This is a genomic window from Anaeromyxobacter sp. PSR-1 (assembly GCF_000964525.1).
Taxonomy (GTDB): Bacteria; Myxococcota; Myxococcia; order Myxococcales; family Anaeromyxobacteraceae; genus Anaeromyxobacter.
Map to the genome: position 1 here is coordinate 1 of NZ_BAZG01000068.1, position 20,402 is coordinate 20,402.

A 20,402-nucleotide genomic window follows, 5' to 3' on the forward strand; every position below is an offset into this window, starting at 1 on the left:
CGCCAGGCCGCCGTAGGTCAGCTCGACCGAGGCGATGTACCCGACGAGCGACTGCCGCCCGAGCACCGTGAGCCAGCGCAGCGCCCGCTCCGCCGCGAGCGGGATGAGCTGGGTGAGCCCGGTGAGCGCCACGCACGCGCCGAGCCGCATCGCGAACCAGGCCGGCGAGGCGCGCCAGAACGCGTCGCCGCGCAGCGGCGCGCGCACGTCGAGCGCGAGCCCCGCGCCGAGGAGCGCCGCCCCGAGCGCGAGCCACAGGAGCGGGCGGTCCGGGCCGCGCGCCAGGGGCGCGAGGGCGGCGCCGGCGAGCAGGAAGGCAACCCAGTTGAACAGGTGGAAGTTCCCGCGCCGGCCCAGGTCCGCCGACGCGATGTAGACGTAGTCGAGCAGCCGGCTGGGCGCGTGCGCCGTCCCCGCCACGCCCGGCGTGGCGAGCACCACCGCGACCGCCGCCAGCGCCGCGAGCGCGGGCCCGAGCCGGCGCGGCACGCCGATGGTGAGCAGCGCCGACAGCCCCAGGCCGACGGCGATGACGTTGAGGATGTCCACCTTCAGCACGTCGCCGAGGCCGGCCCAGGCCGAGTCCCACCAGCCGTGCCAGAGCGCGGGCGCGTAGCCGAGCAGGTACTCCACCGCGCGGAAGCCGTAGGCGACGCCGAGCAGCCACAGCGCCCGGCGCAGCGCGGCCGACCGGCGCGCGGCCGGCGCGACGCCCTTGCGCTCCAGCGCGGCGTCGCCGAGCGACTGCGAGAGGCCCGCCATGTAGAGGAAGCCCGGCGCGGCGAGGCCGCCCAGCATGCGCAGCGCGCCGAAGCCGTGGCCGTGCGCCGCGGCGGGCGCGAGCCAGGCGTCGAGCACGTGCACCTCGACCATGAACAGGACGGCGAGGCCGCGCTGCCAGTCGAGCCATAGCTTGCGTCGGGGGGGGGTCACGGGGGCGGCGCCGGGGCCGGGGGGGGTGCGGGGGGCGCCGGAGGCGGTGCGGTCGGCCGGGGCGGCCCGGCGGTCACTTGTCGCGGTAGGTGATGCGGCCGCGCGTGAGGTCGTAGGGCGACAGCTCGAGCTTCACGCGGTCGCCGGGGATGATGCGGATGTGGAACTTCTTCATCTTGCCCGACGCGTACGCGAGGACGACGGGGCCCTGGTCCACCTTGACCCGGTACATGCCACCGGCGAGCGCCTCCTCGACGGTGCCCTGGACCTCGATGCCGGCTTCCTTCTCGCTCATCGGACCTCTCTCAGCACGCGCCCGGGCTCCCGCGGGCCCGGTTCATAAGCGCGAGCGGCCTCGGTCACCCGAGGCCGCTCGTCACCCAGCGGACCGGATGCTCTACGGACGGCGGACGTTCGCCGCCTGAAGCCCCTTCGGGCCCTGGGTGACGTCGAACTCCACCCGCTCCCCCTCCTTCAGGGTGCGGAAGCCATCCATCTGAATGGCCGTGTGGTGAACGAAGACGTCCTCCCCGCCCTCCTGGGAGATGAAACCGTAGCCCTTCGCGTCGTTGAACCACTTCACGGTACCAAGTGCCATCGCTTCACGCTTCCTTCGTGTGTCCCGGGCCGACCGCCGGCCCGCGGAGTCGTGGGGCACGGACCCTCGACTCGGCCGCGAAATATCCCCGAAACCTACAGGGACCGTCAAGGGGACGTGGTGCCCCAACCGTGCGGAAAAAGTGGACTTGTTGGGTCCGCCACGCGCGCGCACCTTCACTCTCCGAGCGCGGCGCGGAGCGCGCGCGCACGGCCTCCGACCTCTCCGTCGGCGACCAGCGCCGCGAGCTCGCCGCGCGCCTCGTCCCGGCCGCCCGGATCGGCCAGCAAGGCCTCCGCCCGGGCCAGCCGGATCCACGGATCGGCCGGGGCGAGCCGCACGGCCACCTCGGCGCAGAACCGGGCCGCGAGCGGCTGGCCCAGCCGCCGGTGCGCGGAGGCCAGCAGCGCCCAGGCCGCCGCGTCCTCGTGGTTCGTCACCACCAGCCCCTCCAGGATGGCCCGGGCGGTCTCCACCCGGCCCGCCTCCAGCTCCGCCTCCGCCAGCGCGGCGATGGCGTCGCCCAGCTCCTGGGTCATCCCCTGCACCTCGGCCAGCGTGGGCGTGCGCCCCTCGGCCGCGGTCTCGATCGCGTCGTCCATGGCGGGCCTCAGGAGCGGATGTTGTGCACCGCCGACATCTTCATGTCGTGCAGCGAGCGGAGGACGTTGGAGACGAGGGTGAACATCTCCTTCTGCTTCTCCATCGCGTACTGCAGCTCCATCATCTTCTTGCGGTCGATCTCCGGCGAGTCCGCCGAGCCGGTGCTGCCGGAGCCGCCGGTGCTGGAGCCGCCCGTCGAGCCGCTCGCCGGCGCCTCCTTGAACGCCGCGGCCAGGTCGAACGCCACGCCCGCGAGCTGCGGGCCGGCCTTGGCGAGCACCGGCGCGAGCCCCGGGAAGCCCATCGCGGCGGCGCCCGCCGCGAGCGCAGGGCCGCCGAGCGTCTTCACCAGCGCCTGGACGTTCTTGTCGTTCAGGAGCTCCATCGACATGCCGAGGGCCGGGAACGCGGTCTTGAGCGCGCCCGCCAGCTTCGCGAACGGCCCACCCTTCTTCTTCTTCGCGCCCGACGAGCCGCCGGTGCCGGAGGCCTTCCCCGCCGCCTCCTTCATCTTCTGCTCGACGTCCCGGTCGAAGCGGTCCTGCACGTACATCATGAAGCGGAACAGCTTCTCCTCGATCGAGAGCCTCGGATCGTCGAGGAACGCGAGCGCGCCGGTGGACCGCGAGGACGACGGCTTCTTCGCGGCCCCGGACTTCGAGGTCCCCTTCGAGCCGGAGGCGTAGCCCGTCCCGGAGCTCCGCCGCGTCTTCCTGGCCGACGCCTTCTTCGCCGAGGGGAGCGCGGCCGCCGCGGCGGCGATCACGGCGCCGCCCTTCCCCACGCCGGCGGTGGTGGCGGCCCCGGCGGTGCGCGGAGCGGCGACCTGGGCGAGATCGGTGGCGAGCGCGGCGCCCTGCGAGAGCAGCGCGGCGCCGGTGCGGACGGAGGGGATCATCTGGGTTCCTTTCGGATGGGGTGGGCGGTGCGCCTCGCGGCGCCCGCCGCTCCCACGAGCGCGCCGCGTGCCAGCCCCGGGCGCCCGGATCCCGCGCGGTTGCGCGGGGCGAGAGGCCGCGGCGGAGCCCGCCGGGACGGGGCGCGGACCGTTTGACCCGGGCGCGGACGGCGCCTAGATTGCCGCGCCATGCGCACGCTCGGCGTCGACCTGGGGCGGGTCCGGATCGGCCTCGCCGTGGCCGACGAGATCCTGCGGACCGCCCGCGCCGTCACCACGGTGGTCCGGCGCGGGGAGGCCGAGGACCTGGCCGCCATCGCCGAGGTGGCCCGCGACTACGAGGTCACGCGCGCAGTGGTGGGGCTCCCGCTCAACATGGACGGCACCGAGGGCCCGTCGGCGCGCCTGGCCCGGGGTTTCGCGCCGCGCCTGGAGGCGGCGCTCGGCGTGCCGGTCGAGCTGTTCGACGAGCGGCTCTCCTCCTTCGAGGCGGAGTCCCGCCTGCGCGCGCGCGGCCTCTCGGCCCGCGAGCAGCGCGGCCAGGTGGACGCCGAGGCCGCGGCGGTCATCCTGCAGGGCTGGCTGGACCGGAGGGCGCCATGAGGAAGCTCGTCACCCTGCTCGTGCTCCTCGCGCTGGCGGCGGCCGCCTGGGCGGCGCTCGCCTGGCGCGACCTGCAGTCGTTCCGGGCGACGGCGTACGGCAGCGCCGAGGAGAAGACGGTGGTGGTGCCGAGCGGCGCGCCGGCGCGCGCGGTGATCCGCTCGCTGGCCCAGTCGGGCGTGCTCTCCGACGAGACGCGGGCCTGGCGCTATTTCCGGTGGGTGAAGCGCGACGCGCGCCGGCTCCGCGCGGGCGAGTACGCGTTCTCCGGCCCGCTCACCCCGGACCAGGTGCTGGAGAAGGTCTACCAGGGCCAGGTGAAGCTCTACCGCTTCACCGTGCCCGAGGGCCTGCGCATGGACGAGATCGCGGAGATCGTCGGGCGCAGCGGCCTCGCGCGCGCCGAGGACTTCGCCGCGGTGGCGCACGATCCCGGCACCGCGCGCGCGCTCGGGCTCCCCTACGCCAACCTGGAGGGCTTCCTCTTCCCGGACACCTACACGTTCGCGCGCGGCGTCTCCGCCCGCACCATCGCCGAGGAGATGGTGGAGCGGTTCAAGGAGGAGTACGCGCGCGCCGACGCCGCCCGGAGGCCGGGCGTGACGCTGAGCATGGGCGAGGCCGCGACGCTCGCCTCGATCGTCGAGAAGGAGACCGGGCAGCCGGCGGAGCGCGCCCGCATCGCCTGCGTGTTCCACAACCGGCTGCGGCTCGGGATGCGGCTCGGGACCGACCCGACGGTCATGTACGCCACCCTGCTGCGCACCGGCCGCTGGTCGAAGAACATCACCAAGGCCGACCTGCTGGCGACCCACCCCTACAACACGTACACGACGGCGGGGCTGCCGCCCGGGCCGATCGCGAACGCGGGCGCCGCGGCGCTGCAGGCGGCGCTCGCGCCGGCCACCTGCTCCGACCTCTACTTCGTGTCGCGCAACGACGGCACCCACGTGTTCTGCCCGACGCTCGCCTGCCACAACGCCGCCGTGCGCGCGTGGCAGGTCGAGTTCTTCCGCCGCGCCCGCTGATCGGCGCGCCGCCCTCCGCCGGCCGGTGCCGCGCACGGGGGGACCCGCCCCGTCGCCTGCTCGCAGGCCCAATTGGGCGTGCGCCCGCCGGCGGGCCCGCGGTCTGCAGCCCGCTCCTCCGCTCCTTATGCTCCTTGGGTCGGCGCGCGTGCGCCGAGCCCAGATACAGAGGAGCGAGATGCGCGAGCCTCGGGAAATGACGACGACGGGTTGGGTGAACCGGATCGCGGCCCTGCAGGACCGGCAGGGGTACTCGGAGCAGCACTGGGAGGGTTCGTTCGAGGACTACCTCGGGATCGTGCGGCAGAACCCCAAGGTCACCCGCACGGCCTTCCAGCGCGTCTACGACATGATCCTGTCGCACGGGAAGACCGAGTACATCGACAACAAGAAGAAGCTCATCCGGTACAACTTCTTCACCGACCCGGACTTCGGCGGGAAGGACGCGATCTACGGGCTCGACATCGCGCTCATGAAGCTCGTGAACGTGTTCAAGAGCGCGGCGCAGGGCTACGGCACCGAGAAGCGCGTCATCCTGCTGCACGGCCCGGTGGGCTCGTCCAAGTCCACCATCGCGCGCCTGCTCAAGAAGGGGCTCGAGGCGTACTCCAAGACCGCGGAGGGCGCGCTCTACACGTTCGCGTGGGACATCGAGCGCACCAACCTCGACGGCCAGAAGCGCCGCGAGGTCATGCCCTGCCCCATGCACGAGGAGCCGCTGCACCTCGTCCCGCACGAGTGGCGCGGCAAGGTGATCGCCGAGCTGGCGGCGCCCGAGGGCGGCTACGCCATCCCGGACACCGGCGACCTGTGCCCGGCCTGCCGCTTCGTCTTCAAGGACCTGATGACGGAGTACAAGGGCGACTGGGAGAAGGTGATGCAGCACGTGCGCGTGCGCCGGCTCATCCTCTCCGAGAAGGACCGCGTCGGCATCGGCACGTTCCAGCCGAAGGACGAGAAGAACCAGGACTCGACCGAGCTCACCGGCGACATCAACTACCGGAAGATCGCCGAGTACGGCTCCGACTCCGACCCGCGCGCGTTCAACTTCGACGGCGAGTTCAACATCGCGAACCGCGGCATCATCGAGTTCGTGGAGATCCTGAAGCTCGACGTGGCCTTCCTCTACGACCTGCTCGGCGCCACGCAGGAGCACAAGATCAAGCCGAAGAAGTTCCCGCAGACCGACATCGACGAGGTCATCGTCGGGCACACCAACGAGCCCGAGTACAAGAAGCTCCAGTCGAACGAGTTCATGGAGGCGCTCCGGGACCGCACGGTCAAGATCGACATCCCGTACATCTCCCGCCTCGACGAGGAGGTGAAGATCTACGAGCGCGACTACAACAGCCACAAGATCCGCGGGAAGCACATCGCGCCGCACACGCTGGAGATGGCCGCGATGTGGGGCGTGCTCACCCGGCTCGAGGAGCCGAAGAAGCACAACCTCACGCTGGTCCAGAAGCTGAAGCTCTACAACGGCAAGTCGCTGCCGAACTTCACCGAGGACAACATCAAGGAGCTGCGCAAGGAGGCGATGCGCGAGGGCATGGAGGGCATCAGCCCCCGCTACGTGCAGGACAAGATCTCGAACGCGCTGGTCTCGGACAAGGGCGACGGGTGCGTGAACCCGTTCATGGTGCTGAACGAGCTGGAGGCCGGGCTGCGGCAGCACTCGCTCATCTCCTCGGAGGAGCAGCGCAAGCGCTTCCGCGAGCTGCTCACCGACGTGAAGCGCGAGTACGAGGACGTGGTGAAGAACGAGGTCCAGCGCGCCATCAGCGCGGACGAGGACGCGATCACCAAGCTCTGCGCGAACTACATCGACAACATCAAGGCGTACACGCAGCGCGAGAAGGTCCGCAACAAGTACACCGGCCAGTACGAGGAGCCCGACGAGCGGCTGATGCGGTCGATCGAGGAGAAGATCGACATCGCGGAGAGCCGGAAGGACGACTTCCGCCGCGAGATCATGAACTACATCGGCGCGCTCGCCATCGAGGGGAAGACGTTCAACTACCGGACCAACGAGCGGCTGCACAAGGCGCTCGAGCTGAAGCTGTTCGAGGACCAGAAGGACTCGATCAAGCTGAAGAACCTGGTGGCCTCGGTGGTGGACCGGGAGACGCAGGAGAAGATCGACGTGGTGAAGCAGCGGCTCATCAAGAACTACGGCTACTGCGAGGTGTGCTCGACCGACGTCCTCAACTTCGTCGCCTCGATCTTCGCGCGCGGCGACGCGAAGGACTAGCGGCCAAGGGACGGGCCGCCGACCATGTCCCTGAAGATCAAGCAGGACCACGCCCGCTTCCGCGACATCGTGCGCGGCCGGATCAAGAGCAACCTCAAGAAGTACGTCCAGAAGGGAGAGATGGTCGGGAAGAAGGGGAAGGACTTCATCACCATCCCGATCCCGACCATCGACATCCCGCACTTCCGCTTCGGCGAGCGCTCGCAGGGCGGCGTCGGCCAGGGAGAGGGCGAGCCGGGCGATCCGCTCTCGCCCGGCGACGGGCAGGCCGGGAGCGGGCAGGCCGGCCAGGGCGAGGGGCAGCACCTCCTCGAGGTGGACGTCCCGCTCGACGAGCTGGCCGACATCCTCGGCGAGGAGCTCGCCCTCCCCCGCATCGAGCCGCGCGGCAAGGACCGCATCATCGCCACGCGCCTCAAGTACACCGGGGTCGCGCCGAGCGGCCCGGAGTCGCTGCGCCACTTCAAGCGCACCTACAAGCAGGCGCTGCGGCGCCAGATCGCGAGCGGCTCGTACAACTGGCGCCGCCCGGTGATCGTCCCGGTGCGCGAGGACCGCCGCTACCGCACCTGGAAGCAGGTGCCGCTCCCCGAGACCAACGCGGTCGTCATCTACATGATGGACGTCTCGGGCTCGATGGGCGACGAGCAGAAGGAGATCGTCCGCATCGAGTCCTTCTGGATCGATACCTGGCTGCGGAAGCACTACAAGGGCCTGGAGAGCCGCTACATCATCCACGACGCGGTGGCGCGCGAGGTGGACCGCGACACGTTCTTCCACACGCGCGAGTCGGGCGGGACGATGATCTCGTCCGCCTACAAGCTCGCGCTCGAGATGATCGAGACCGAGTACGCGCCCACCTCCTGGAACGTGTACCCGTTCCACTTCTCCGACGGCGACAACTGGAGCGCCGACGACACCCGCCTGTGCGTGGAGCTGCTGCAGAAGCGCATCCTCCCGGCGGTGAACCTGTTCTGCTACGGCCAGGTCGAGAGCCCGTACGGCTCCGGCCAGTTCATCAAGGACCTGAAGGAGTCCGTCGGCCCGCGCGAGAACGTGGCGCTCTCCGAGATCGCCGACAAGGACGCCATCTACGCCTCCATCAAGACGTTCCTCGGCACCGGGAAGTAGGCGCGCATGGACAAGCACACCCAGCTCCCCTCGCACCTGCACGACATCCGCAACCGCGTGGAGGGGTACGCGCGCGCCTACGGGCTCGACTTCTTCGACACCGTCTTCGAGGTGCTCGGGTTCGACGAGATCAACATGGTGGCCGCGTACGGCGGCTTCCCGAACCGCTACCCGCACTGGCGCTTCGGGATGGACTACGAGCGGCTGTCGAAGGGCTACGAGTACGGGCTCTCGAAGATCTACGAGATGGTCATCAACAACGACCCCTCGTACGCGTACCTGCTCGAGTCCAACATGGACGTGGACCAGAAGCTGGTGATGGCCCACGTCTTCGGGCACGTGGACTTCTTCAAGAACAACTTCATGTTCCGGCACACCAACCGGAAGATGATGGACCAGATGGCGAACCACGCCACCCGCGTGCGCCGCTACCAGGACAAGCTCGGGGTCGAGCTGGTCGAGGACTTCATCGACCGCTGCCTCTCCATCGAGAACCTGATCGACTACCAGTCACCGTACGTGAAGCGGCGGCCCGACCGGCCCGGCGTCGAGGGCGAGGGCGCGGAGCGCCAGGTGGCGCAGGGGTTCAAGACCGAGCGCGAGTACATGCGCGAGTACATCAACCCGCGCGAGTTCATGCAGGAGCAGCAGCGCAAGCTGGACGAGGAGGCCGCGCGCAAGAAGAAGTTCCCGGAGCGGCCCGAGCGCGACGTGCTGCTGTTCCTCCTCGAGCACGCGCCGCTGGAGCGCTGGGAGCACGACGTGCTCTCGATCATCCGCGAGGAGGCCTACTACTTCGCGCCGCAGGGCCAGACCAAGATCATGAACGAGGGGTGGGCCACCTACTGGCACTCCAAGATCATGACCGAGAAGGCGCTCGACGCCTCCGAGGTCATCGACTACGCCGACCACCACTCCGGCACGCTCGCCACCCACCCCGGCCAGCTCAACCCCTACAAGCTCGGGGTGGAGCTGTGGCGGGACATCGAGGACCGCTGGAACAAGGGGCGCTTCGGGAAGGAGTACGACGAGTGCGACTCCTTCGTGGCGCGCAAGCACTGGGACAAGCAGCTCGGGGTGGGGCGCGAGAAGATCTTCGAGGTGCGCAAGCACTACAACGACGTCACCTTCATCGACGAGTTCCTCAGCCTGGAGTTCTGCATCCAGCAGCGGCTCTTCACCTTCGGCTACAACGAGAAGCACCAGCGGTGGGAGATCATGGAGCGCGAGTTCCGCAAGGTGAAGGAGAAGCTCCTCCACATGCTCACCAACTTCGGGCAGCCGCTCATCGCCGTCGAGGACGGCAACTGGGAGAACCGGGGCGAGCTCTACCTGGTGCACAAGCACGACGGGGTGGACCTGAAGCTCGACTACGCCCGCGACACCCTCCGCCACGTGCAGTCCCTGTGGCGCAGGCCGGTCAACCTCCACACGAAGGTGGAGGGCCGGGGCACCATCTTCCGGTTCGACGGCAAGGAGCACTCGGACCGGCGTGCCGACCTGTAGGCCGAGGTGGTCGACTCGGAGCTTCCGGTTCCTTTCCTCGCCTGCTAGATTCCCGCGCCGATGCAAGTACCTCGCTTCGACGACGCCCCTCGCCGCCGCCGCCTCCCCGTGCTCCTCGCCGGCGCCGGCTTCCTCGCCATCCTGATCGTCGCGCTCGCCGGCGCCGCCGGCGGCCTCCGCACCGTGCCCGGCACGCCGGCCGCGCCCGTCGCCGCGGCGCCCGAGGCCGCGGCCATGGTGCCCGCGCCCACCACCGCCACGCTCGCCCCGCACAAGCCCACGCCGGCGGAGCGGTTCCGGGCGGTGACGGTGCGGCTCGCCCGCAACCAGACGCTGGCGCAGGCGCTCGTGAAGCTCGACGTCCCGATGGCGCAGGTGAACGCGGTGGTGGCCTCGCTGAAGGGCCTGTTCCCGTTCCACCGCGCCCGCCCCGGCGACCAGCTCCGGGTGGAGCGCCGCGACGACGACGGCGAGCTGCACCGGTTCAGCTACCGGCAGGGCCCGGCGGACGAGTGGACGGTGGAGCGCAAGGAGGACGGCTCCTTCGAGGCCCGCAAGCGCCCGGTCGAGCTGACCACCGAGGTGGCGCGGGTGGCGGTGAAGGTGGAGGGCTCGCTGTGGGCGTCGCTGGAGCGCGCCGGCGAGGATCCGGAGCTGGCGGTGCTCGCCTCCGACGTGCTGGCCTGGGACGTGGACTTCTACCAGGACGTCCGCGCCGGCGACGCCATGACCATGGTGGTCGAGAAGGTGCTCGCCGACGGCAAGCTGCTCCGCTACGGCGAGGTGCTGGCGGCCGAGTACAAGGGCGAGGCGGCCGGCCGCAAGCGGCTGTTCCGCTACACCGATCCGGACGGCCACACCAGCTACTACGACGAGAACGGCAACAGCGCGCGGCGCGGCTTCCTGAAGTCGCCGCTCAAGCTCGCGCGCGTCACCTCCGGCTTCGGGATGCGCAACCACCCGCTCCTCGGCTACGTCCGCGCCCACCAGGGCGTGGACTACGGCGCGCCCACCGGCACGCCGGTCTGGGCGGTCGGCGACGGCCAGGTCCGCGAGGCCGGCTGGAAGGGCGGCTGCGGCAAGGCGGTGGTGCTGAAGCACCGCAACGGCCTGGAGTCGGTCTACTGCCACCTCTCCGCCGTCGCGGTCTCGGCCGGGAAGGCGGTCTCGCAGAAGCAGGTGATCGGGTACGTGGGCTCCACCGGCCTCTCGACCGGCCCGCACCTGCACTTCGCGGTGAAGCGCGGCGGGTCCTTCGTGAACCCGCTCCGCCTGCAGATCCCGCGCGACGCGCCCATCCCCGCGAAGTGGGCCGCCGACTTCGCCGAGAAGATCGCGCCCGTGCGGGCCAGCCTGGCCGGCGAGCCGGTGGCGCTCAACTAGCGCCCCCGCAGCACCGCCAGCGAGAGCCCGGGGAGGATCCCGGGCACGAGCGCCCACTCCAGCGCGCGCGCGCCGCTGGGCGTCGCCACCGTCGCCACGCCCTGGCCGGCGTCGGCGCCGGACAGGTCGAGCGCGGTCTGGAGCACGTCCGCCGGGCGACGCCCGCGCAGCGCGTCGAGCGACGCCCCCAGCAGCCGCTCCGCGGCCGGGTTCGCGTCCACGCAGCGCCCCTCCCCGTCCACGATGATCATCCCGTCGCGCGCGCTCGCGAACACGGCGCGCGCCAGCCGCTCGCGCCCGCGCAGCGCCTCGGCCGCGGCCCGGGCGTCCACCGCGGTGGCCACCACGTTCGCGACCGTCTCGAGGAAGCTCAGCTCCTCGCGCTCGAACGCGCGGGGCGCCGGGCCGGCCACCAGCAGGACGCCGTGGGCGCGCCCGCTCCCGCGCACCGGCACCGCCAGCGCGCAGCCGGCGCCCGCCGAGGCGAGCAGCGCGTCCGCGAGCCGGCCGTCCCGGGCCAGGTCCGGCGCCCGGGCCGGCGCGCCGCTCGCGTGCGCCAGCCCCGCCAGCGTCATCACGCTCGGCACGCCGCGCCCGCGCGCGTCGCCGGGGAAGCCCGAGGCCGCGCGCACGCGCAGCCCGCCGTCGGCCACCTCCAGGAACGCGCCCGCCGAGAGCCCGAGCGCCGACGCCGCCAGCGCGGCGGCCGCGTCGAGCACGTCCTGCACCTCGGGGAGCCCGAGCGCGAGCTGGGAGATGCGCGCCACCGCGGCGCTGCGGCGCAGCTCCGCCGCGCGCCTCGCCTCGTCCGAGCCGGCCGCGGACGGCTGGCGGTGGCGCTGGGCGTCGCGCCAGCGCGCCACGATGAGGCGCGGCGCGCCCCGCGGCCAGGCCCGCGCCGCGAACTCGAGCCAGCGGACCGAGCCGTCGGCGTGGCGCGCCCGGACCTCGATGGGCACGCCGTCGTCGAGCGGCGTGGATCGCGCGCTCGCCATGCTGGCGACGTCCTCGGGCTCCACGAACGCCCAGGCGTTGCGGCCGACGAGCTCGCCGGCGCGGTAGCCGAGGAGCCGCTCGATCCCGTCGCTGACGTAGAGGATGTCGGCGGCGGGGGTGAGGACGCCGATGACGTCGTCGGAGAACTCGGCCACCGCGGCGTGCAGGCCGTCGCCGAGGTGATCGACCTCGCGGGCGGCGTCCGCCGGCGCGCCGGAGCCTGCGCGCATGCCGGCGCCGGCCTCGAGCTCCGCGATGCGTCGGTACAGCGTGGCGAGCTCGCGCAGCAGCTCGGGGGTGGTGGCGAAGGGCATGGGGGTCTCCGGATCATACCGATCCGGGGTGTACCCCCAAGCCCCACGGACGCGTGGCGTCCCTGCCGCCTCCGGGTCAGCGACGCCGGCGGCGCGCCTTCTCGGCGGCGAGCTTCTTGCCGTTCCACTCCTTGCCGTCGAGGGCGGCCACGGTGGCCTCCAGCGCGGCGGGCGGGACGTCGACGTAGCTGTGCGACCGGCGCACCTCCACGCCCACCGGCTCGAGCTCCGGCGCGAGCGCCCGGAGCGCCTCGCGCACCCTGGCCTCGTCCGCGCCGTCCTGCTCGCCGAGCGTCAGGAACACGCGGGCGCGCTGGGGCGCCGCCGGCGCGCCGCCCTCGGCGGCCACCTCGACCGCCGGGGTGCCCTCGCCGTTCGGCGCCGCGGGGGACTCCGCCCGGACGCCGGCCGGGGCCTCGCGATCGCGATCGCGCCCGCCGCGGCGGCCGCGTTCACCGCGATCCCGCTCGCGGCCGCGGTCGCGCGAGCGCTCCCGGCCGCCTTCGCGCCGCCCCTCCCCGCCCTCGCGCCGGCCCTCGCCGGCCGCGCGGGTCTCGGGCTGCACGCGGCGTTCGTGCTCGGTGCGCTTGTGCTCGGCCTTCTCGCGGTCCTGCGCCTTCTCCATGCGCTGGTGCGTGAAGAAGTACTTGAGCGCGAAGGAGATCAGGTACTCGCCGTCGGGCCGGTTGCGCAGCTCCTGGGCGAGCGGGATGTAGGCCTCGAAGATCGAGGCGCTCATCGCGTCCTTCAGCACCGCGACGTGGCGGTCGGTCCAGATCTTCCGCGCCTCCTCGGGCGTCGGGAGCGCCTTCTTCTCGAAGACGATCTCGTACTTCTTCTGGAGCGCGGTGAGCGTGTGCAGGTCCGCGCCGGACACGAGCGAGAGGCTGGTGCCCTTCTTCCCGATGCGGCCGGTGCGGCCGACCCGGTGCAGGAACACCGCCGGGTCCTCGGGCAGCGAGTAGTTGATCACGTGCGAGAGGTCGGAGATGTCGATGCCGCGGGCCGCGATGTCGGTCGCGACCATGAAGCGGACCTCGCCGCGCTTCACCTTCGCCATCACCCGCTCGCGCTCCTTCTGCGGCAGGTCGCCGTTCAGCAGCTCGGCGTCGTAGCCGTTGCGGTTCAGCACCGCGGTGACGAGCGAGGTGTCGCTGCGCGTGTTGCAGAAGATGATCGCCGCCTCCGGCTCCTCCATGCCGATCATGTAGAGGAGGTTGCGCGGCTTCGGGTACGCGTCCACGGTCGGGTACATCACGTTGTGGATGTTCTCGACCTTGTACTCGTCGCCGGAGAGCAGGATCGTCTCCGGGTCGCTCAGGTAGTCGTGGATGATCTGCTCGATGTCCGCCGGGACGGTGGCGGAGAAGAGCAGCTGCTGCACGTCCGCGGGGAGGTGGTCGAGGATGCGCGTCACCTCCTCGAAGAACCCCATGTTCAGCATCTCGTCGGCCTCGTCGAGGCAGCAGACCATCACCTCCTCGAGCCGGAGCGTCTTGCGGCGGATGTGGTCGTAGATGCGGCCGGGCGTGCCGACCACGATCTCCGCGCCGGCCTTCAGCTTGTCGAGCTGGTCGCCCATCGACGCGCCGCCGTAGATCGTCACCACGCCGAGGTCGCGGTGCTTCGCCAGCGCGGTGACCTCCTCGGCCACCTGGATGGCGAGCTCGCGGGTCGGGCACATGACGAGCGCCGACGGCTTGCGGCGGCCGTCGGGGATGCGCTCGAGGATGGGGATCGTGAACGCGGCGGTCTTGCCGGTGCCGGTCTTGGACCGGACGATCACGTCCTTGCCGTCGCGGATGGGCCGGAACGTCGCGGACTGGACCGGGGTCGGCTTCGTGTAGCCGTGCTCCGCGACCGCGCGCCGCACCGGCTCCGAGAGCCCCATGTCGTCGAACGAGGCCTCGGAGACGTAGTCAGAGGGCGCCGCCGAGGGCGCCTCGCCGTGGACTTCTTCCATGCTGTCACTCACTCCGTTGGAGTTGGGAGCGACGCATGGCGGGCTCGCCTGGTACCGCGCCAGCCCCGATGCGTGATCGGGGCCCGCGCCGCTCCGCGAAAACCGCCATGCGCCGACGTGTCGTCTCGCGCCTTGCGCGCGAGGCGCGACACCTATATCACAACGCCCTTGCGCGGCCGCCAGTTCCCGTGGCAGCCCGGACTCCCCATGTCGGACGAGACGCGCCACCGCTCCACGAAGGGCCGCCCGGCACTCCCGGCCGCCGGGGCTGCGCGCGACCGCTCCGAGGGCGGGCTGGTCCGCTACGACCCGCTCCGCGCGTACATGGCGGAGGTGGCGCGCCACCCGGTGCTCTCGCGGGACGAGGAGCACGCGCTCGCCGTCCAGTACCGCGAGACCGGCGACGTGGACGCCGCCTACCGCCTGGTCGCGTCCAACCTGCGACTCGTGGTGAAGATCGCCCACGAGTACCGCCGCACCGCGTTCCAGCTCCTGGACCTCGTCCAGGAGGGCAACCTGGGGCTGATGCAGGCGGTGAAGAAGTACGACCCGTGGAAGGGCGTGAAGCTCTCGTCCTACGCGGCGTGGTGGATCCGCGCGTACATCATCCGCTTCATCATGGAGAACTGGCGCCTGGTGAAGCTCGGGACCACCCAGGCGCAGCGCAAGCTCTTCTTCAACCTCTCCAAGGAGCGCGAGAAGCTGCTCGCGCGCGGGATCGAGCCGACGCCGCGGCTGCTCGCGAAGAACCTCCAGGTCGAGGAGAAGGACGTGGAGGAGATGAGCGCCCGCATGGCCGCGGACGACCTCTCGCTGGACGCGCCGGTCGGCACCGAGGGCGACGACGGGCGCCAGAACCGCCTCGACCGGCTGGCCGACGACGGCGGCCCCTCGCCCGACGCGGCGCTCGGCGACGAGCAGCTCCGGCGGATCTTCCGCGAGAAGCTCGACGCGTTCTCCGGGACGCTCACCGACGAGAAGGAGCGGTACATCTTCGAGCACCGCCTCCTCCCGCCCGACGGCACGCCGCCGCTCACGCTGCAGGAGGTGGGCGACCACTTCCGGCTCACCCGCGAGCGCGCCCGCCAGATCGAGGCCAAGCTGACCGGCCGGCTGCGCGAGTTCCTGCGCGCCGAGATCCCGGACTTCGAGCTGCTCGGGCCGCCGGAGTCCTGACCCGCCGGCGCTAGTCTCGCAGCGCGCCCGGCCGCGGACGCGCCGCGGCGGCGCCGCGCGCGAGCTGGAACGCCGCGCCCGCCACGCCCGCCACCACCGCGAACCCGAGCAGCGCGAACGGCCGGATCGCCAGCTCCGAGGCGATCGGCCGCGTCCCCGCGGCCGCCAGCAGCCCGACCCCGAGCGCGAGGCCGCCCGCCAGCGCGCACAGCACCACCGCGACGGCGCGCGACGCGGCCAGCGCGAGCAGCGCCGCCGCGAGCGCCCCGAGCCCGGCCCCGACCGCCGCCCGTCCGCCGATGGGCAGGTGAACCCCGGCCAGGGCGCCGGCGAGCGCCCCGGCCGCGGCCGGGAAGAGCGGCGGCATCGCCGCGCAGGCCGCGCCCAGCACCGCCGCGCCCAGCCCGGCCGAGGCGAGCGCGGAGAGCTCGAGCTGGGGGCCGAGGAGCCGCCGGGCCGCCAGCGCGGCCAGCGCACCGACCACGGCGCCCCCCACCGCCGCGGCGGGGCGCCGCAGCCGGTCCGAGGCGGCCAGGGCCGCGAGGCCCACCACCACGAGGGCCAGCCCCAGCGGCCAGCCGAACGCGCGGGCCGCCAGCGCCACCCGCACCAGCCCGGCCAGCGCGTCACCCACCGGGCCGCCCGGCACGGCCGCCGCCATCGCAGGCGTCACCGGCCCGCCCCCAGCACGGTCCAGAGCGTCAGCGCGACGGCGACGAGCACGCCGGCGGCCCCGACCGCCACCGCGGCCGGGTCCGGCCGCAGGGAGGCCAGCGCGTCGCCGGCCGCCCGCCGGGCCGGCTCGCCCGCGCCCGGATCCGCCAGCACGCGCCGCGCCTCGAGGGCGGCGCCCCGGTGGTCGCCCGCCTCCAGCAGCTCGCCGATCCGCCCGCCCGGGCCGATGCGACCCCTGTCCCTGCGCGACATGGCGGCGGACTGTAGCACGGGCCTCCGCCGGGCCCCGCCACGGCGCGGGTTGTGCGGGCTTCCCGGCGCGACCCGGCCTAGACTGTGAGGGCCCGCGGCGCGGTCCGGCCGCCGGCGACGCTGGCCCACCCGATGCTCCGCCCACCGCGCCCCATCTCGCGCCGACGGTTCCTGCAGGGCGCCGCCGCCGCGGCCGTCGCGGCCGCGCTGCCCCGCGGCGCGCGCGCGCTCACCCCGGACGCGATGCTCCAGATCGGCCACGTCCAGCACGGGGGCAACTGGAACCCGCGGCCCACCGCGCTGCGCCGGCTCGGCTGGGAGCTGGGCCGCCGGACCTCGATCGAGCCCGCCGCCGACGCGGTGCCGGTCCGGCTCGATCGCCCCGGCCTGCACCGCCACCCCATGCTCTACCTGGCCGGCTCCGGCGGGCTGCCCCCGTTCTCCGAGGCGGAGCGGGCCGCGCTCCGGCGCCACCTCATGTACGGCGGGTTCCTGCTGGTGGACTCGGCCGACGCGTCGGACGGGACCGGCTTCGACGCGGCGGTGCGGCGCGAGCTCGCGCAGGTCCTGCCCGCCTCGCCGCTGCAGCCGGTGGCGCGCGAGCACGTGCTCCACAAGACGTTCTACCTGCTGGACCGGCAGGGCGGCCGCGTGCTGGTGAAGCCGTGGGTGGAGGCGCAGGCCATCGACGGGCGGCTGGCGGTGGTCTACTCGCAGAACGACCTGGGCGGCGCCTGGGCGCGGAGCGAGCTGGGCGACTGGGAGTACCCGTGCACCCCCGGCGGCGAGGCGCAGCGCGAGGCGGCGTTCCGCACCGGCGTGAACCTGGCGATGTATGCGCTCTGCACCGACTACAAGGACGACGCGGTGCACCTGCCGTTCATCCTCCGGCGGCGGAGCTAGGCGGCGGTGGACGGCGGGACCTTCAACGCCTGGCGGCTCACCGCCCTCACGCCGCTGCCGGCCTGGGCGCTCGCCCTGCTCGGCCTGGCGGCGCTCGCCTCGATCGCGCTCGCCTGGCGCGGCCTCGCCGGCGAGGCGCGGCGCGCACGCAAGGCCGCGCTCGTCGCGCTCCGCGCGCTGGCGGCGGTGCTGGCGCTGGCGCTGCTCGCCGAGCCCGCGCTGGAGCTGCTCCAGACGGCGCGGGTGCGCAACCGGTTCGCGGTGCTGGTGGACGCGTCGCGCTCGATGGCGTTCCCGCTCGAGCCGGGCGGGCCCTCGCGCGCGGCCGCGGCCGGCGCGTTCCTGCGCGACCACCGGGCCGAGCTGGAGCGGCTCGCCGACCGGGTGGACCTCGAGTGGTACGGCTTCGGCGGCGAGGTGGCGCCGGTGGACCCGGCGCAGGCGGTGCGCGGCCTCGAGCCCGCCGCCGGCCGCACCGACCTGCTCGGCGCGCTCGAGGCGGTGACGTCGGGCGCGGGCGCGTCCAGCCGCCGGCTGGCCGGCGCGCTGGTGGTGTCCGACGGCGCGGACAACGCGGCGCTCGCCGACGGGCTCTCCGGCGCCACCCGCGCCCGGCTGCGCGCGCTGGGCGTGCCGGTGAGCGCGGTCGCGGTGGGGCGGAGCGCGCCGCGCGACCTGGCGGTGGAGCGCGTGGCGGTGGACGACTTCGCGTTCGTCCGCAACACCGTGACCGTCGAGGCGACGCTGCGCGCGCGCGGCCTCGAGGCCCAGGACGTCCGCGTGGTGCTCCGGCGCGAGGGCGCGGTGGTGGCGCAGGCCACGGTGCGCCTCGAGCCGGGGAAGGAGCGCTACTCGGTGCCCCTCTCCTTCGCGCCCGACCAGACCGGCACCTTCGTGTTCACCGTGGCCGCGCCGGTGCTGCCCGGCGAGGCGGTCACCGAGAACAACCAGCGCTCGTTCGTGCTCCGCGTCATCCGCGATCGCGTCCGCGTGCTGATGGTGGCGGGCCGGCCGAGCTGGGACGTGCGGTTCCTGCGCGGGCTGCTGAAGCAGGATCCCAACGTGGACCTGGTGAGCTTCTTCATCCTGCGGACCAACGCCGACCAGCCCGGGCCGCAGGAGGACCTCTCGCTCATCCCGTTCCCCGTGGCGGAGATCTTCGGCGAGCAGCTCCGGACCTTCGACGCGGTGCTGTTCGTGGACTTCGCCTACGGCCCCTACCGCGGCCTCGAGATCGACCGCTACCTGCCGAACCTGCGCGACTACGTGCGCGGCGGCGGCGCGCTCGCCATGGTGGGCGGCGAGCAGAGCTTCGGCGACGGGCGCTACGGGCAGACGCCGCTCGCCGAGGTGCTCCCGGTCGCCCCGCTCGACGGCACCAGCGAGGCGGAGGGCGAGTTCCGGCCGCGGCTGACGGCCGAGGGCAAGCGGCACCCCGTCACGGCGCTCGCGCCGGGCGAGGCGCCGAACGAGGCCGCCTGGGCGAGCCTGCCGCCGGTCACCGCGGTCAACCTCACCCGCGCGCTGCCGCCGGGCGCGGGCGCGTCGGTGCTGCTCGAGGCGCCCGCGGTGAGCGTGGGCGGCCGCGCGGCGCCGCTGGTGGCGGTGCGCGAGGTGGGCCAGGGGCGCACGCTCGCGGTCGCCACCGACGCCACCTGGCGCTGGGGCTTCCTCGCCGCCGAGGGCGGCCAGGGCAACCGCGCCTACCTGCGCTTCTGGAACGGCGCGCTGCGCTGGCTGGTGCGGGATCCGTCCCTCGGGCCGCTGCAGGTGGAGCCCGACGCGCCGTCGGTCGAGCCCGGCGCGCCGGTGGGGCTCACCGTCACCGCGCGCGGGCCGGACTGGGGCCCCGCGGCCGGGAAGAAGGTCTCCGCGGACCTGGTCTCCGAGGACGGGCGCACGGTGGCGCACGGCGAGGCGGTGGCGGGCGAGGACGGGACGGCGCGGATCGAGCTGGTGCCGCCCGGCCCGGGCGCCTACCGGGTGGTCTCGCGCGCCGAGGGCGTCGCCGACCCGGCCAGCGCCGCGGTGGCGGTGCGCGGCGCCGGGCCGGAGGACGCCGACGCTGCGCCGCGGCCGGAGCTCCTGCAGGCCGTGGCCGAGGCGACCGGCGGCGCGTACTCCGCGCTGCCCGGCGGCGACCTGCCCGACCTCGCGCTCGCCGACCCCGAGGTGGTCGAGATCGGCCGCCGGAAGGCGGTGCCGATCTGGGATCGCTGGTGGACGCTGGCGGGCCTCGCGGCGGTGCTGACGGCCGAGTGGGTGCTCCGCCGGCGGTGGGGCTACTGGTAGGCGGGCGGCGGGCCCACCGTCGTATTTCCTTGCCAGGCGGCCCCGGCCGGGAAATACCGGCCGCAGGGAGGCGCACCGCCGTCCCGAGCTCCACGGCCTCAGGAGGGCCCATGAAGATCGCGAAGGGCAGCGTCGTCGGCCTCGATTACTCGCTGCACCTCGGGGACGGGAAGGTCGTGGACCAGTCCGAGCCCGGCGAGCCGCTCACCTACCTCCACGGCGAGGGGCAGATCGTCCCGGGCCTGGAGTCGGCGCTCGAGGGCGCGGACGTGGGCGAGTCGCGCACGGTGGTGGTCGCGCCGGCCGACGGCTACGGCGAGCACGATCCGCGCGGCGTGCAGGAGGTGCCGCGCAAGGCGTTCCCGCCCGGCTTCGACCCGCAGGTCGGGATGGAGCTGACCGCCGAGGGCGCGGACGGCGAGCCGGTGCCGTTCGCGATCCGCGAGGTGAAGCCGGAGTCGGTGGTGATCGACCTCAACCACCCGCTCGCCGGCAAGACGCTGCACTTCGACGTGAAGGTGCGGGACGTCCGCGCCGCCACCGCGGAGGAGCTGGAGCACGGTCACGCCCATGGCCCCGAGGGCCACGGGCACGAGCACTGACGCCGGCCCTCACGGCGTCGGCGTCACCGCGTAGGTCCAGGTCTCGTTCGGCCGCAGCTCGAAGCGCTCCTGCACGCGGGCCTCGCCGAGGCGGGCCTCCACCTGGTGGGCCCCCTCCCAGAGCTGGACCTTCACGCTCCCCTGGCCGACGTGCCGCCCGTCCACCCGGACCTCGGTGCCCGGCGGCGCGGTGACGGCGAGCACGCCGCGCCCGAGCGCGAAGCGCACCGGCGTGCCCGGCCCGCGCGCGGTGACGCGCTTCTGCACGTCCACGCCCTCGGCCGCGTTGCGCAGC

19 protein-coding genes and 1 pseudogene are annotated in these 20,402 nt (G+C 73.3%); 10 read left to right on the plus strand and 10 right to left on the minus strand.

Annotation, left to right across the window (positions count from 1 at the left end):
• The 5 genes from PSR1_RS11965 to PSR1_RS11985 all read right to left on the minus strand — a co-directional run.
• Positions 1–933 (minus strand): heparan-alpha-glucosaminide N-acetyltransferase domain-containing protein (locus tag PSR1_RS11965; RefSeq protein ID WP_059437814.1); only part of this gene is annotated, 933 nt, incomplete at its 3' end.
• A 73-nt stretch (positions 934–1,006) separates the two neighbouring features.
• The gene (infA, locus tag PSR1_RS11970; RefSeq protein ID WP_059437797.1) at positions 1,007–1,228 is read right to left on the minus strand and encodes a translation initiation factor IF-1; all 222 of its coding nucleotides are present in this window, start codon (positions 1,226–1,228) and stop codon (positions 1,007–1,009) included.
• Between the two features lie 102 nt (positions 1,229–1,330).
• Positions 1,331–1,531 (minus strand): cold-shock protein, encoded by a 201-nt coding sequence (locus PSR1_RS11975; protein WP_011420292.1) that lies wholly within the window; start codon positions 1,529–1,531, stop codon positions 1,331–1,333.
• A 176-nt stretch (positions 1,532–1,707) separates the two neighbouring features.
• Positions 1,708–2,133, minus strand: a complete 426-nt coding sequence (locus PSR1_RS11980) for a tetratricopeptide repeat protein (protein WP_059437798.1) — start codon at positions 2,131–2,133, stop codon at positions 1,708–1,710.
• An 8-nt stretch (positions 2,134–2,141) separates the two neighbouring features.
• Entirely contained in the window at positions 2,142–3,032 is an 891-nt protein-coding gene (locus PSR1_RS11985; RefSeq protein ID WP_059437799.1) for a hypothetical protein, read from the minus strand.
• Between the two features lie 189 nt (positions 3,033–3,221).
• On the opposite strand from PSR1_RS11985, the gene ruvX reads away from it, so the two are divergent.
• The 6 genes from ruvX (at position 3,222) to PSR1_RS12015 (ending at position 10,934) form a co-directional block, all read left to right on the plus strand.
• A complete protein-coding gene (ruvX, locus tag PSR1_RS11990; protein ID WP_059437800.1) occupies positions 3,222–3,635 on the plus strand; it encodes a Holliday junction resolvase RuvX in 414 nt (137 codons plus the stop codon).
• On the plus strand, positions 3,632–4,663 hold the full coding sequence (gene mltG / locus PSR1_RS11995) for an endolytic transglycosylase MltG (protein ID WP_059437801.1): 1,032 nt from the start codon (positions 3,632–3,634) through the stop codon (positions 4,661–4,663). Before ruvX ends, mltG begins: the two co-directional genes overlap by 4 nt.
• Before the next feature lie 178 nt (positions 4,664–4,841).
• A complete protein-coding gene (locus PSR1_RS12000; protein WP_059437802.1) occupies positions 4,842–6,914 on the plus strand; it encodes a PrkA family serine protein kinase in 2,073 nt (690 codons plus the stop codon).
• A gap of 24 nt (positions 6,915–6,938) precedes the next feature.
• A complete protein-coding gene (locus PSR1_RS12005) occupies positions 6,939–8,045 on the plus strand; it encodes a DUF444 family protein (RefSeq protein ID WP_059437803.1) in 1,107 nt (368 codons plus the stop codon).
• Between the two features lie 6 nt (positions 8,046–8,051).
• Positions 8,052–9,551, plus strand: coding sequence for a SpoVR family protein (locus PSR1_RS12010; RefSeq protein ID WP_059437804.1), 1,500 nt, complete (start codon positions 8,052–8,054; stop codon positions 9,549–9,551).
• A 60-nt stretch (positions 9,552–9,611) separates the two neighbouring features.
• Positions 9,612–10,934 (plus strand): M23 family metallopeptidase, encoded by a 1,323-nt coding sequence (locus tag PSR1_RS12015; protein WP_059437805.1) that lies wholly within the window; start codon positions 9,612–9,614, stop codon positions 10,932–10,934.
• Here PSR1_RS12015 and PSR1_RS12020 read toward each other — a convergent pair.
• Together PSR1_RS12020 and PSR1_RS12025 are read right to left on the minus strand one after the other, a co-directional pair.
• Entirely contained in the window at positions 10,931–12,244 is a 1,314-nt protein-coding gene (locus tag PSR1_RS12020; protein WP_059437806.1) for a PAS domain S-box protein, read from the minus strand. The genes PSR1_RS12015 and PSR1_RS12020 overlap by 4 nt on opposite strands.
• A 76-nt stretch (positions 12,245–12,320) precedes the next feature.
• Positions 12,321–14,207, minus strand: coding sequence for a DEAD/DEAH box helicase (locus PSR1_RS12025; RefSeq protein WP_059437807.1), 1,887 nt, complete (start codon positions 14,205–14,207; stop codon positions 12,321–12,323).
• A gap of 207 nt (positions 14,208–14,414) precedes the next feature.
• Between PSR1_RS12025 and PSR1_RS12030 the strand changes: the two genes are divergently transcribed.
• On the plus strand, positions 14,415–15,383 hold the full coding sequence (locus PSR1_RS12030) for an RNA polymerase sigma factor RpoD/SigA (protein WP_059437808.1): 969 nt from the start codon (positions 14,415–14,417) through the stop codon (positions 15,381–15,383).
• Positions 15,384–15,393: 10 nt separating this feature from the next.
• Here the strand turns inward: PSR1_RS12030 and PSR1_RS12035 are convergent, their stop codons facing one another.
• Together PSR1_RS12035 and PSR1_RS12040 are read right to left on the minus strand one after the other, a co-directional pair.
• Positions 15,394–16,044 carry a hypothetical protein gene (locus tag PSR1_RS12035; protein WP_237757933.1) on the minus strand — a complete coding sequence of 217 codons (651 nt, stop codon included), beginning with the start codon at positions 16,042–16,044 and terminating at the stop codon, positions 15,394–15,396.
• Positions 16,045–16,052: 8 nt separating this feature from the next.
• Complete coding sequence (locus PSR1_RS12040; RefSeq protein ID WP_059437810.1) at positions 16,053–16,310, minus strand: hypothetical protein; 258 nt, start codon at positions 16,308–16,310, stop codon at positions 16,053–16,055.
• Between the two features lie 132 nt (positions 16,311–16,442).
• Between PSR1_RS12040 and PSR1_RS12045 the strand changes: the two genes are divergently transcribed.
• The 3 genes from PSR1_RS12045 to PSR1_RS12055 all read left to right on the plus strand — a co-directional run bounded on the left by PSR1_RS12045 (position 16,443) and on the right by PSR1_RS12055 (position 20,107).
• Positions 16,443–17,213, plus strand: a complete 771-nt coding sequence (locus tag PSR1_RS12045; protein ID WP_059437811.1) for a DUF4159 domain-containing protein — start codon at positions 16,443–16,445, stop codon at positions 17,211–17,213.
• 6 nt (positions 17,214–17,219) lie between these two features.
• Positions 17,220–19,505 carry a glutamine amidotransferase gene (locus PSR1_RS12050; RefSeq protein WP_059437812.1) on the plus strand — a complete coding sequence of 762 codons (2,286 nt, stop codon included), beginning with the start codon at positions 17,220–17,222 and terminating at the stop codon, positions 19,503–19,505.
• 110 nt (positions 19,506–19,615) lie between these two features.
• Positions 19,616–20,107, plus strand: a complete 492-nt coding sequence (locus tag PSR1_RS12055; protein WP_059437813.1) for a peptidylprolyl isomerase — start codon at positions 19,616–19,618, stop codon at positions 20,105–20,107.
• A 9-nt stretch (positions 20,108–20,116) separates the two neighbouring features.
• On the opposite strand, the pseudogene PSR1_RS12060 reads toward PSR1_RS12055, so the two are convergent.
• Positions 20,117–20,402 (minus strand): annotated as a pseudogene (locus PSR1_RS12060) (PEGA domain-containing protein); the annotation flags it as partial.

Bases quoted from the DNA above. Each gene is read 5' to 3' on its own strand.
- PSR1_RS12055 (WP_059437813.1), top strand. From the start codon at position 19,616: ATGAAGATCGCGAAGGGCAGCGTCGTCGGCCTCGATTACTCGCTGCAC.
- PSR1_RS12015 (WP_059437805.1), top strand. From the start codon at position 9,612: ATGCAAGTACCTCGCTTCGACGACGCCCCTCGCCGCCGCCGCCTCCCC.
- ruvX (WP_059437800.1), top strand. From the start codon at position 3,222: ATGCGCACGCTCGGCGTCGACCTGGGGCGGGTCCGGATCGGCCTCGCC.
- PSR1_RS12010 (WP_059437804.1), top strand. From the start codon at position 8,052: ATGGACAAGCACACCCAGCTCCCCTCGCACCTGCACGACATCCGCAAC.
- PSR1_RS12045 (WP_059437811.1), top strand. From the start codon at position 16,443: ATGCTCCGCCCACCGCGCCCCATCTCGCGCCGACGGTTCCTGCAGGGC.
- PSR1_RS11980 (WP_059437798.1), bottom strand. From the start codon at position 2,133: ATGGACGACGCGATCGAGACCGCGGCCGAGGGGCGCACGCCCACGCTG.
- mltG (WP_059437801.1), top strand. From the start codon at position 3,632: ATGAGGAAGCTCGTCACCCTGCTCGTGCTCCTCGCGCTGGCGGCGGCC.
- PSR1_RS12020 (WP_059437806.1), bottom strand. From the start codon at position 12,244: ATGCCCTTCGCCACCACCCCCGAGCTGCTGCGCGAGCTCGCCACGCTG.
- PSR1_RS12040 (WP_059437810.1), bottom strand. From the start codon at position 16,310: ATGTCGCGCAGGGACAGGGGTCGCATCGGCCCGGGCGGGCGGATCGGC.
- infA (WP_059437797.1), bottom strand. From the start codon at position 1,228: ATGAGCGAGAAGGAAGCCGGCATCGAGGTCCAGGGCACCGTCGAGGAG.
- PSR1_RS12025 (WP_059437807.1), bottom strand. From the start codon at position 14,207: ATGGAAGAAGTCCACGGCGAGGCGCCCTCGGCGGCGCCCTCTGACTAC.
- PSR1_RS11975 (WP_011420292.1), bottom strand. From the start codon at position 1,531: ATGGCACTTGGTACCGTGAAGTGGTTCAACGACGCGAAGGGCTACGGT.
- PSR1_RS12035 (WP_237757933.1), bottom strand. From the start codon at position 16,044: ATGGCGGCGGCCGTGCCGGGCGGCCCGGTGGGTGACGCGCTGGCCGGG.
- PSR1_RS12000 (WP_059437802.1), top strand. From the start codon at position 4,842: ATGCGCGAGCCTCGGGAAATGACGACGACGGGTTGGGTGAACCGGATC.
- PSR1_RS12030 (WP_059437808.1), top strand. From the start codon at position 14,415: ATGTCGGACGAGACGCGCCACCGCTCCACGAAGGGCCGCCCGGCACTC.
- PSR1_RS11985 (WP_059437799.1), bottom strand. From the start codon at position 3,032: ATGATCCCCTCCGTCCGCACCGGCGCCGCGCTGCTCTCGCAGGGCGCC.
- PSR1_RS12005 (WP_059437803.1), top strand. From the start codon at position 6,939: ATGTCCCTGAAGATCAAGCAGGACCACGCCCGCTTCCGCGACATCGTG.